Here is an 11,899-nt window from a genome sequence, read left to right as displayed (position 1 = left end):
CGAACGTAACGTTTCTCTTATTGACAAAGGAGAGGGGAAACAACATGAAAAAATATATCACACTGAATGAACAAGACACGGATTTACTTATTAAGTTACATGACTTCATCTACATTGATTCAAACTTTATTGTGGATCATATTTTAACGAATTACGCAGATCGAAAATACGTGATGCAGCGCTTGCGGTTGCTGGAAGAATCCAAGTACCTTAAGAGCTTTACCGTTCCCATGCCAGGCTATGAAAAGCCAGGAAATCTATATACACTCGATACGTTTGGCGTAGAGAACGTACAAGAATTGCAAGGGTTCTCGAAATGGCAGAAAAAATGGTCAACGGATGTACCTGCTTGGTACCAACATCAATTGATGTTAAATCGTTTAGTTTTATCCTACAGGAAACAGGCAGAAGAGGTAGGGCTAGCTGTTAAGGAATGGATTCCAGAAGCAAGAGGGACCTTCCAATATGGAAAGAGCAAGTCAGAAGTAATCAAGCCAGATGGCGTATTGGTCGTGGGAGAAGCAGATAGCGAACAAAATATTGGTTTGTTTATTGAACTAGAACGTAGCGTAGCCAAGAGACAAAATACCATTCAAAAGATTCAAAGGTATAACGACTTTTTGAAACGTGGAAAAGAAACGCTCCAAAAGTACGACCTTTATGTTGGCTTTGAAGAACCTGTTTTAGATTGGCGAGTCTTGTTTGTCGCTGGAAATCAAACAAATACGAAAAAGACCATGCGTGATATTTTAAGTATTCCAAGTCAAGAACGGTCACATATCAAGATTCCCGTTTTGACAGCAAACATTGAAGACGTACAAAAAGATGCCTTTGGAGATATTTATCACTATATATTCAGTGAATCAATCGAGGTAAAAAGAGGGTTGTAAGGGGGGGACGTCTAGTGGTTCGTAGTTTATTTAAAACCCTTCTATACATCGCTGGAATTTGTCTCGTAGGAAGCTTCATCCTACGGACATTCCCAGAAGCGAACGTACTTTGGGAGACAGGGAAAGAACAGTTTTCGGTTTTCTATAACCAAAGTGTAGCAAGTTATGGCGTGACAGGTACACTCATCATCATAGCGATTGTAGCCTTCTTGTTCTTTGGTAAAAAGTAAGGAGGAATGACGATGAAGAAATGGCAGAAAAAAAAGAAGCCTGCTTCTACTGACCCTTCACAGGTGCCAAAAGATAAAGGAAAAGAAAAAGCCGGTTCATCCAAGAAGTATATGCCGAACTTACTAAAGAGGGATGAAAAAGATAAGCAACACGAACAACGGATGATTAAGCGAGCAACGATGAAACGCTCCACAGCAGCCATTATAGGAAGAGCTGTGATGATTCTAAGTCTAGTGATTATAGCTTTAGGTGTCTTTAGTGCTTTTCGCCACAACTTGGCCATTAGTGATCTAGAAGACAAAGTGTCAGCTCAACAGCAAGGTACGAGTGAAAATAAAAGTCAAAATAATCAAAATATTAAAGCTGTCGAGTACTTTACGACGCAATTTATACGTCAGTACACAACTATTGAGCCAGGAGAGGATAAACAGAGAGCTAGGGAAGAGGCTTTGCAGAGCTTTTTAGCGACCGGTCTAGATAAAGATGCCGGAATCGATTATGCCAATCTCCCTGGTAGTCAGCGTTATGACCGTAGTGACGTCGTTTCCATTAAACAAAAAGGTGACCACATTTCAGATGTATCCGTAAGAGTTCAGGTCACAGCAACGAAAGAAGTGGAAAAGAAATCGAAAGACAAAGATGGAAAAGAGAAAGTGGAGAAAACAAAAGAAGAGAAGCCAGCCACTATCTATTATCTAGTCAGAGTCTACGAAGGTAAAAACGGTTATAGCGTCATTGATCTGCCACAACCATACATGCCAAAAGAAAATCAACGTGTCAGGGTTTCGGAGGACGAACAAAACAAAAACACAGATTCAGTTGTCAATCATGAGGTTCAAAGCTTTCTAGAATCGTTCTTCAAAACCTATACAGCAAAAGATCGAAGCGATGAAACCAAGTTCTTCTTTAAAGATTCGAAAAAAGCGCAGTCGCTGAATGGATTAATGAACTATAAATCTCTGAATAACGTATCGGTTTATGAAGATCCGTCTTCTAAAGGAAGGTATATTGTCAGATGCTCAGTCAAGTTTGAACAGCCAGATACAGGCATTCAAAGCAACCATAGCTATGAGTTTGATGTTCAAACCGATGGTCAAGATAAGTTTGAAATTTTACACATGAAACCTGTTTCGTACGACATTCAATAAGTGAAAATGGAGGGATTCAATATGCTTACAAGCTTCTTACACATATTTATGCTCGGTGATATTAATTTGCAAGGGGTTAGTAGTCAAGGAGACACAAACGTAATGGGCGTTTTACAAACGGTTTTCATCTGGGTGGTGCTCTTTGCTATCATCGGCTCGTTGGTTATGAAAAAATATCGTGGTGCTCTGATGGTTGTTGTTTTCGGCGGGGTGATTGGTGTTTTCATCTATGGTCCAAGTAACATCGTGTCGTTAGGTGATTCCCTTTTAAAATTCTTTGGTCTTTCAACCTAAGGAGGTCTAGGCATGAGACGTGTTACTGGATATTGTACAAACAAAATTTTTGCCATTCCAAATATCGTGAGAGGACTAGCTGGGGGAAGGGAAAGCATTTCGCTTCCCTTTTCTGTTACAGTTACTCAAATCATTGTGATATTCATATTTTTTCTTCTTAGTCTTCTTCTCGTTGTTCCTTTAACCCCTCTGATCCCTAATAAAATTGCAAGAGTCATTGTTGTGTGTATGGCGGCGCCCATGTTCTTTGGTTATCTCGTTGGCTCTCAGACAAAAGAAAATATGAACATTATTCGTTATTGGCAAGTGAAGTTCAAAACGTTCATGGAGCCAAAGGAGCTCTTTCGGTTTGAAGAAGTGGAGCAGGCAAAAAAAATCACATATAAGCGTAAGATTCCTATTTACCGAAAATGATGTAAGGAGTGGTGATGGAAATGGATATCCAAAACGACATTATAGCTGTTTGGCAAAACACAGTCATAACAAGGGATGCACGAGATCAAGGCTGGTTTAAATTTAGTGGATTCCATACGAGCTTTGATTCAGAAGCCCAGTTGATGGCTCACTTCTCCGAGTTGAAGCGATTATTTAAAGAAATTAAGCGAGAAATTCAGTGTATCGTTGTGCCAACACGTCAATCCATTGATGATGTTCAAGAAAAATATGCATCGATGATTCGTGGCAACTTGCGAGTTGTAGCAAGCTCTCATATCCAATCGGTTTTTAATTACCTTAAAACCAGTGATGAATTAGGCGCAGAAGAGCGTCGTTACGACTTTTATATCGGTGTTGAACTAGGTAAGAGCACACTGGATGACGAGGCAGAGGATATGACGTACAAAGAAATGTATCAAGCCTTAAAAGATTGGGTATCTTCCAAATTTGCCAAAATCCGTGGAGATAGTCATGTTCATTTAACCGAAGATCGCTTACGAAGAATTTATCGTGCTAATCGAGAGGTCACACGGTTGCTTGAAGGATTACCCTTTACATTTACGCCTGTTACACCAGAAGGGATGACAAAATTAATTCCATGGATCTTTAATATAGGCTTACGCTTCCCACCCAATTGGCAGAACTGGGAAGATCGTTTTACTCCTATCTTTAATAAGAAAGGTGAACTTATTGCTCGTATTCAGACAGAAGAAGATGTGTTGAACCTTCAATTAACGGGGATTGAGAATCCTCGGTCACGTCGATATTTAACGCTCCATCAAACTGATGCGAAAGGCTACAACCATCAGACACATGTAGCTTTCTTGCATATGGTTGGTATGCCTGAAGAGATTCACTTTCCAGAAACACGATGGTTAGAAGCCTTACGCTCTCTGCCCTTTGCAGTAGGCGTTAATTTGAAGATGAGCTATCAAGATGCGGACCAACGGTTGCGCAAGTTACGTCGCAAGAAATCCAATTTAGAAGATCAAGCCAACCATTTAAATACGTTTGGAGAAGATGCCGGATCAAACGTGTACCAAGGGATTTCACATGCTGAAAGTATTATCTCCAATGTAGAAAAAGAACGAGAGGGTGGCTACTTAATGAGTGCTATTTTCTCAGTTAGTTCCTCTGATAAAGATGAATTGATGCAGCGAGTGAATGACCTTATTGATGAATACGCTGGAATGGGCATTACTTTACAAAACACGTATGGCCTTCAATTACGTAGTTTGCTTGAATGCTTACCAGGTTCAAGACGCTATGTAACGGAGTTTATCCAAGACGTAGACATTAATGCTGTGACGGCTAGCTTCTTTGGAAATCGACAAGAATTAGGTGATGAATACGGCTATTACGCAGGAAGAACGTTGAGTGGCACGGCCGTTTATGTCTTACCTGGTCTTGCTGCATCAGGCGCAGCCCTTACACAGTCGCTTGTCACGGTGTATACAGGGAAAACAGGTTCTGGTAAATCTATGGCTGCCAATCGAGATATTTACGAAACGGCATTGAGTGGGGGAAAGGTATTGCTGCTGGATCCAAAATCGGAACGTAAGGACATCTGTAAATGGGATGAAAAATTAACGGAATTGGGAAGCGAGCTCAACTTTATTTCCTTCTCTACCAAAGATGAAGATGTTGGAAAGTTAGATCCGTTTCTTTTGTTTGATAATCGAGCCGAAGCCGTGGAAGTTTCAAGAGAAATTATTTATTACTTGTTAAATATCAATATTCGAAATGATAGTGTCAAAAGCTCCATTGTCACCAAAGCCGTTAAACGTGTGGGGCAATTGGCCGATCCATCTATTCGATTTGTAAAAGATGAGTTGCGAAATTTAGTAAACGAGCATGATACTTTACCAAAAGATCATCGTCCAATGGCATTAGAGTTAGCTTCCATTTTAGAAGAATTTGAAGATGTATCACTTGCTCGTTTGATTTTTGGCAAACGTATGAATGATGAAAACGTCTTGAATTATGCCAATCAATTTAATGTGCTGCAAGTTGATAATTTACAGCTACCCAAAAAGAGCACATCTGCAGAAGAATATACAGAAGCAAACATTGTATCAGTCGCCATTTTGTTTAGTCTAACAGCCTACATGATGAAGTTTTTACGAATGTTCCAGAATGAATTAACCGTTGTGGCGATTGATGAAGCATGGAACTTCTTCCAAAACCCAGCAGGAGAACGTTTAATTGATCGTTTATTCCGTGAAGGGCGGTCCTTATTTTCACCTATTTATCTAATGACCCAAAATCTAATGGATATTCCAAGTAGTATGCGTGGTCAAATTGGTACGGCCTATTGCTTCCGTACCGATATACCAGAAGAAATTGAGACCATTCAAGAGTTTATGAAACTAGAAGATAGTGCGGGGTTGGAAGATATGATGCCTAAAATGCAGTCGGGTTATTGCCTGTATCGTGACTTGCATCAACGGACAGGCGTCATGCAGGTTCGTATTTTACAGGAGCATCTATTTGATGCCTTTGACACCTCAGTAGACGTAAGAGAGCTTGCAAACCAAGTGTAGAAGGCTAACCCTTCGTTTACATACAAAACGAGGGGATCGCTTTTTAAGAGGGTTAGAGAAAGGGAGACTAAATATGAAAAAGATACTTGCCTTTATTTCGATTACCGCCGTTGTGGGTATGCTTGCAAGTTGTGGGAATGATGAAGCTACTACAGAGCCAAAACCAAAAACATGCGAACAAATTGAGCCTTGTAAAACAGCTTTACAGTATGCCACATACGTAGAGCAAGGCGCAGAAGATAAAGTTTATGAAATGGAAGACCAAACAGGAGAGCACAAAAGTTATGACAGTTTGGAAGAAGCTAAAGCAGATATTAATGACGATTATAAACAATATCAAAATCAAAAAATTAAGCATTATGGAGTAGTGGAGTATGTTCTTAATCCAGATGAAAAATATATCTATAAATTTAAATATAAAGATTTCCGTACTCAAAAAACAAAAAACATAACAGTAGGTATTACTAAAAAACAAAATCAGTATTTTGCAAATGAATACTACAGTGGAGCAACTAAACAAGATGTAACAGTAAATGGGGAGATAGCAAAACATAAAAGATACTATTCAATAGGCATAGATAAGCAAATGAAAGAAGACTTTACTCCAAACTTAATTGAGCAATATTGAGAAAAAAGGAGGAACAAGCAGTGAAAAACAGTCTTCATATAAAAATAATGATGGCACTGTTTATATTATGTTTTTTATGTCCTTTCTCATCAGTCTCAGCAGCTGCACCGAATGTCATGGATGAGTTAATGCCCAAAAGTGATTTACCACAAACAAATGCACCTTTACTTCGATACAATGAAGTACCTCTAGAAAACTACGATATTGATGTGTATGTAAAAGATGATGACGATAAAGGTTGGTTTGATTCAATTAATATTTTTAAAGTAGATGAAAAAGTTTATAACAACATCGCAGCCTTTCAACAACAAATCTTAAGTGGCATTTGGTACGGATATTTAGTAGTTGTCAATTTTGGGATTTTCTTAATGGAGCAAGCTTTTACTTTTGACATCATTGATAACATGCTTTCATATATTACTGGGTTTATTTCAGAAACGGGTGGAACGTATGGAATCGGTCAATTTATGGGCTTTATGATGATTATGGTGGCTGGATGGCTGGTCTATTCTTTTGCTCAAAAGAAATATCGCGCTACCGTTTCAGGGCTCTTTATGGCAGCGCTCTTATCTGCGGTTTTCACTGTTTATGTACAAAATAGTGATCAGCTACTAGGTCAGTTAAATCAAGCTCGTAACTATATATCAGGTGCTGTTTTAACTTCTTCTACTTACTCATTAGGTGATGGAAATGAGGAAGCCATAAGAGAAGAGATGATTGAAGATAGACAACGAGATCAAGCTACACAAAGCTATAAGGACACATCATCCGTACGGTATGGTGTATCAAGAATACGAAACTTAATGCACGATTTATTGATTGTAAAACCGTACTTGTTACTAGAGTTTGGTACAACAAATTATGGTGTTATTGGTGGGGGAAAAGGTGACAATGCTTCACCAGCACAAATAAAAGAGGGGAAAGAAGCAGTCAAAAAATTATTAAATAAAAAGCCAGGAAGTGACGAGCGAAAAAAAATAGTTAAGAAGAATGCTGAAAACTCTCTTTTTGCTCCAGAACATACAAATAAACGGATTGTTTTATCCCTGTTAATTTGGGTTCCGGCACTTGTCATATTAGCGATGGTAGGCTATTTAGCCACATTCATTCAGATATATGGAGTAGGTTTCTTACTTACAGCCATTACAGGGGTATTTGTTTTATTTCTTAGCATTTTTCCAACGTTTCAACGGTTCGCCAAGCAATTTGTAGGCAAGTTAGTAGGCTTCTTGGCCATGTGTATTGGACTTACGGTTTTACTCATTTTATTATTTAGTTTTGTTAACATCACCTACAAAGTCGCGAGTGAGAATAATTGGGCATATGCTCAAACCATTGTAGCCGTTCTGATTGTGGTTGCAGCCATATTTGCTCTTCAAAAACAGCTTTTTGGGTATAAGATTTATTCAGAAAAGAAGCAACAAATCCAACAAGCTTGGAGACAAAAAGTCGATGCCATTAAATTTCGAGATGCCCAACGTCAATATGCACACGTAGAGCCATTTTATACAGGGGATAACGTACATTCACGTTCGAGGTCCGGCCAAAGGGGAACAACAGACGTTAGAGCTAGAGAACAGATGGAAAAAGCAATGGAACGACAAAGTAATAAACCTACTTTACGAAGAAATAAACCTATCGATAGCAATGGGAACGTGATTGAAGATACACCAAAACGAAATGTAATGCCGTTTAAAAAACGACCAGATAAAGAACGGAAAAATAATTTATCGTCTGAAAATGGGGTGATTCCAAACCCTCACAAAAAGGGTCAGGCATCAAATCATAATCAAGCTGTGTCTACTCAGATTGATCGGCAACAGAAAAAACAAGAGCATGCACCTTTGAAGGCACAGCCTAAAGGACCTCAACAAGAGGGTGTAAAAGAACATGCACCTACTTCTGGGAAACAAAATGAACAAGTCATGAAAAAAATAAGACAACAAGAAACACAAGAAAACGCACCATTGAAAGCACAGCCGCAGCAAACATCAAGTTCTTCTCAATCAAGTAAAATTGTAGAGCAAGTGAGAAAACAAGAGGTGCGTTCAGAAAATCAGCAAGCACCGATTCAACCTTCTCGCCGTTTGGTCCCAGCTAGTGGAGACGTCTCAACGAAACAATTCAACCAAGAGCAAGCACCGTTAAAAGCACAACCTAAACCACCACCAACAGACAAAACAAATCAGCACATTCATAAGCAAATGAGGCAACAACAGGCGCAGCAAGAAATTCAGCAAGGAAAAGAAGAAGCTTCTGCTTCTCATGAATCTAATAACGATCATATAGACCGTTCTAAAGAAATCGAACAAATGAGGCGACAGTCTCAACAAGATTAAAAGGGAGGGCTATTCGTGAGTGTTCAACAAAAGAAAATGCTTGTATTTCTAAGTGTCGTTGTCTTTTTGGGCATTATGATTAGTTCTTTTCTTCCAAAAGAAAAGCCTGCTTCTTCGCAAGAGGAGAAGCAAGCTCCTTCTTCTGAATCTGTTCAACAAGAGAAAGAAGAAGCTACAGAAGGCAATAAAAACCCCTATGATCAAACACAACGAAATACAAAAGAAGACTTACAGAGTACGAAAGAAATCGCAAAAGAGTTTGTCAAAGTCTTTGCTAGTTTTAATGCTAAGAACCCTTCAGAACATGTTGAAAAAGCTAAGCCTTATATGTCAGAGGACATGTATGAAAATTATAAAGAACAAAAAGAACGAGGTACGCTTACTTATGATAAGGTTGTCCCGAAAAACCTTGAAACGACAGAGGTTTCAAACAATAATACCGATGTTATTCAATGGAATGTCATTATGCAAGGAGACGTGTACGACGTAAATGGAAATGCTGAACAAGAGGAAGATTGGTATTTAGTCACACTTGAAAAGCAAGAGGCCGAATATAAGGTGGTGGGTGTTCGTGTCAACGTACCGAATTAAGCCCATCCATAAATTAAATCATTCTGCCAAACGAAGGTCTAAAATTTTACTAGCCATTGTGGCAGCTTTACTAGCATTAGGCGTCGTCATAAGTGCGATGGCTATGGTGAGTGTGTTTGGTATCCTTTTACCAGATCAGGAAGACGTAGCAGAATTAGACGGTGCAGCTGTAGACTTTGGAGATATTCAAATATCCAAGGTTGGGGAAGGACAGATACCCAAAGAGTATATTCCTATTTATAAAGCAGCAGGTGAGAAATACAATATCCCTTGGACACTCATTGCTGCGATTCACCGCGTGGAAACGAACTTTGGTCAAGATTTAAATGTGTCAAGCGTGGGCGCACTTGGACATGGTCAGTTCATGTCGAAAACATGGGTAGGGTGGGGATATCCTGGAGGTACGAGGTTAGGAAATGCCAGCATTCCAAAGGACATTTTAGAGAGCCCTGCAGCTATTAAAAAGTACGGGGGATTTGGAGTCGATGGAGACGGAGATGGAAAAGCTGACCCCTGGAATGTAACAGATGCGATGTATTCAACAGCCAATTATCTAGCCGCAAATGGTGGCGCTTCTGGGAATTATCAAAAAGCTGTTTTTTCTTACAACCATGCCTCATGGTATGTTTCGCGAGTCATGGGATTTATGAACGAGTACACAAGTGGTTCTGTTGAAGCTGTTTCCATTAAAGGTGGTTCTGCAAAAGGTTCAGAGGCTATCGAAAAAGCGATTAAAGTGGGATCATCTATTGTTGGAAAAAGCCCTTATGTATGGGGCGGTGGACGAAACCAAGGAGATATTAACGCACGTAAATTTGATTGTAGTTCGTATGTTAGATGGGCCTATAGTTCAGCAGGGGTAGATTTAGGGCCGGTAAGTGCTACGACAACAGATACGTTAATCAAACGCGGGAAAGTCATTAAAGCAAGTGAAATGAAGCGTGGTGACGTTATTTTCTTTGATACGTATAAGATTAATGGGCACGTTGCCATCTACTTAGGTGATGGGAAGTTTCTTAATGACAGTAGTTCACAAGGAGTGTCAGTGGGGGATTTAAATACGGAGTACTGGAAAGATCGATTTAATGGAAATGTGCGGCGTGTAGCTTAATGAAAAGAGGGTGAGTTCATGGAAAAAGAACAAGTTGAGGGCATAAAAGACATTGTAATTAGGAATGTCAAAGGCGTTTTGAGCGATTATTGGCTACCTATTACGGCGTTCGTTGTGTTGATTGTATCGTGTCAGCTGTTTAATTTAACCCATAGTGGATTCTTTTATCCTCTTATGTTCGTTTCGGGATGGATTGTTGTGATGTTTGCCTTGAAATTTAAGAGTGAGAGTTTAGTATTCTCCTTGAAAAAACTTACAAAACAGAGGCAGCAAGATACCTCATATGAAATGTATACTGTTTTACGCGTCTATACCAATGACTCAGACTTTCAAGAATATATGCACATACAGGAGTATTTTGATAGTCAGCATATCCAGATGGAAAATAGAGTAATCGATCATAATCAGGATATCAAATCGCAAATCATGTTCATCCGAAAACCGGAGTTTGCGTATTGTTATCACTTGTTAATGGGTCAAAAAAACGAAATGTATTATATCGGTGAATATTTGTAAAAAGGGATACATTCTATTAAATAAATAGATAACAGGGTGTTTCTTACAATATATGTAATTATTTATTTTCTATAATTTTAATAAAATATCCATTATTAACTACTTTTACTAGCAAAATATTGAAAAATAGAGTATAATTACTCTACCTGAGAGGAAGGGAGGAGAAGATGTGAGCGTGTCGGAACTTCTTTCTCTACTTCAGGGAATAGGTTTCCTTAAACCGTACATGGGAGTTATTACTGCCATTGTGGTTGGGATGGCACTTCTCTACACTGCTGCTTTAGGATATACAAACATTGAGAAGAGGCACTTATCTAATAAAAGTTTGGCAGAAGACATCAAGAATAAAAGTCTAGACAATGAAAAAAAGCGTCTAGATAATCAAAATTTTGAAAAACAATTAGCCGAACCTAAAGAAGATGCCCCAGCACAAGACGCTGTAACGTCCAGTACTAAGGCAACTTAAGAACTGAAATTAGAGAATTTTAATCGAAATAAGTAACATGTAATGCTGGTGAGGGTAGCTGTAACTACCTTCACTAGAATGTTACTTACTAGATATTATAACACGTTCACAAAAAAATATGCACAATTGGAATAAACTACTAATTGTTTGGGCGCTGACACTCTTAATGTCTATCCTAGCATTTAAAACTTCTCAATCTGCGTTGACAACTACAACTCTGTTATTAAGTGTTGCTGCTTCGGTTACAGTGCTTGTAGCTTATCGCTTAATGCAGAACCAAGATGAAAATGAGGAGGAGGGAAGATAACATTTAAACAGATAATTTATAAGGATCTGTTTAATTCTTTAAGGTCGGTTAGGAAAGGGAAGAATTTTAAAGGATATTATTTGAGGAAGAGTTTTTACGAGTCACAAAAGAGTTTTATAATCCTCCATTTATAACTTAGGAATGATAACAAAAGTAATTCAGAAACTCTATGAGTTAGAGAGTTATAAATAATTCAGAAACTCTATAAGTTAAGGGATTATAAATAATTCAGAGACTCTATAAGTTAAGGGATTATAAATAATTCAGAAACTCTATGAGTTAGAGAGTTATAAATAATTCAGAAACTCTATAAGTTAAAGAATTATAAATAATTCAGAAACTCTATAAGTTAAGGGATTATAAATAATTCAGAGACTCTATAAGTTAAGGGATTATAAAT

Annotated in this window: 12 protein-coding genes; all 12 read left to right on the top strand. The window is 38.4% G+C overall.

Going from position 1 to position 11,899, the window contains the following annotated elements; all coding sequences use genetic code 11:
* Window positions 1-44: 44 nt before the first annotated feature.
* The 12 genes from AC3WJG_RS24855 to AC3WJG_RS24800 all read left to right on the top strand — a co-directional run bounded on the left by AC3WJG_RS24855 (window position 45) and on the right by AC3WJG_RS24800 (window position 11,192).
* Window positions 45-890, top strand: a complete 846-nt coding sequence (locus AC3WJG_RS24855; RefSeq protein WP_492588768.1) for a replication-relaxation family protein — start codon at window positions 45-47, stop codon at window positions 888-890.
* A gap of 14 nt (window positions 891-904) precedes the next feature.
* Window positions 905-1,120, top strand: coding sequence for a hypothetical protein (locus tag AC3WJG_RS24850; RefSeq protein ID WP_025753473.1), 216 nt, complete (start codon window positions 905-907; stop codon window positions 1,118-1,120).
* A 12-nt stretch (window positions 1,121-1,132) separates the two neighbouring features.
* Window positions 1,133-2,269 (top strand): conjugal transfer protein, encoded by a 1,137-nt coding sequence (locus AC3WJG_RS24845; RefSeq protein WP_492588767.1) that lies wholly within the window; start codon window positions 1,133-1,135, stop codon window positions 2,267-2,269.
* 102 nt (window positions 2,270-2,371) lie between these two features.
* On the top strand, window positions 2,372-2,563 hold the full coding sequence (locus AC3WJG_RS24840; protein ID WP_217599852.1) for a hypothetical protein: 192 nt from the start codon (window positions 2,372-2,374) through the stop codon (window positions 2,561-2,563).
* Window positions 2,564-2,575: 12 nt separating this feature from the next.
* Window positions 2,576-2,977, top strand: a complete 402-nt coding sequence (locus AC3WJG_RS24835; protein ID WP_025753476.1) for a hypothetical protein — start codon at window positions 2,576-2,578, stop codon at window positions 2,975-2,977.
* Window positions 2,978-2,997: 20 nt separating this feature from the next.
* Window positions 2,998-5,541, top strand: a complete 2,544-nt coding sequence (locus AC3WJG_RS24830) for an ATP-binding protein (protein ID WP_492588766.1) — start codon at window positions 2,998-3,000, stop codon at window positions 5,539-5,541.
* A gap of 73 nt (window positions 5,542-5,614) precedes the next feature.
* On the top strand, window positions 5,615-6,169 hold the full coding sequence (locus AC3WJG_RS24825) for a hypothetical protein (protein WP_492588765.1): 555 nt from the start codon (window positions 5,615-5,617) through the stop codon (window positions 6,167-6,169).
* A 20-nt stretch (window positions 6,170-6,189) separates the two neighbouring features.
* Window positions 6,190-8,508 carry a CD3337/EF1877 family mobilome membrane protein gene (locus tag AC3WJG_RS24820; protein WP_492588764.1) on the top strand — a complete coding sequence of 773 codons (2,319 nt, stop codon included), beginning with the start codon at window positions 6,190-6,192 and terminating at the stop codon, window positions 8,506-8,508.
* A 15-nt stretch (window positions 8,509-8,523) separates the two neighbouring features.
* Window positions 8,524-9,099 (top strand): hypothetical protein, encoded by a 576-nt coding sequence (locus tag AC3WJG_RS24815; protein ID WP_492588763.1) that lies wholly within the window; start codon window positions 8,524-8,526, stop codon window positions 9,097-9,099.
* Window positions 9,080-10,210 (top strand): bifunctional lytic transglycosylase/C40 family peptidase, encoded by a 1,131-nt coding sequence (locus AC3WJG_RS24810; RefSeq protein ID WP_492588762.1) that lies wholly within the window; start codon window positions 9,080-9,082, stop codon window positions 10,208-10,210. Before AC3WJG_RS24815 ends, AC3WJG_RS24810 begins: the two co-directional genes overlap by 20 nt.
* A gap of 18 nt (window positions 10,211-10,228) precedes the next feature.
* A complete protein-coding gene (locus AC3WJG_RS24805; protein ID WP_492588761.1) occupies window positions 10,229-10,726 on the top strand; it encodes a hypothetical protein in 498 nt (165 codons plus the stop codon).
* A 169-nt stretch (window positions 10,727-10,895) separates the two neighbouring features.
* A complete protein-coding gene (locus tag AC3WJG_RS24800) occupies window positions 10,896-11,192 on the top strand; it encodes a hypothetical protein (protein WP_243557869.1) in 297 nt (98 codons plus the stop codon).
* Window positions 11,193-11,899: the final 707 nt, after the last annotated feature.

It is taken from the genome of Priestia sp. FW507-14D1A (assembly GCF_058781295.1).
Note: the sequence above shows the minus strand (reverse complement) of the source record. Positions and strands in the feature narration are given on the sequence as shown.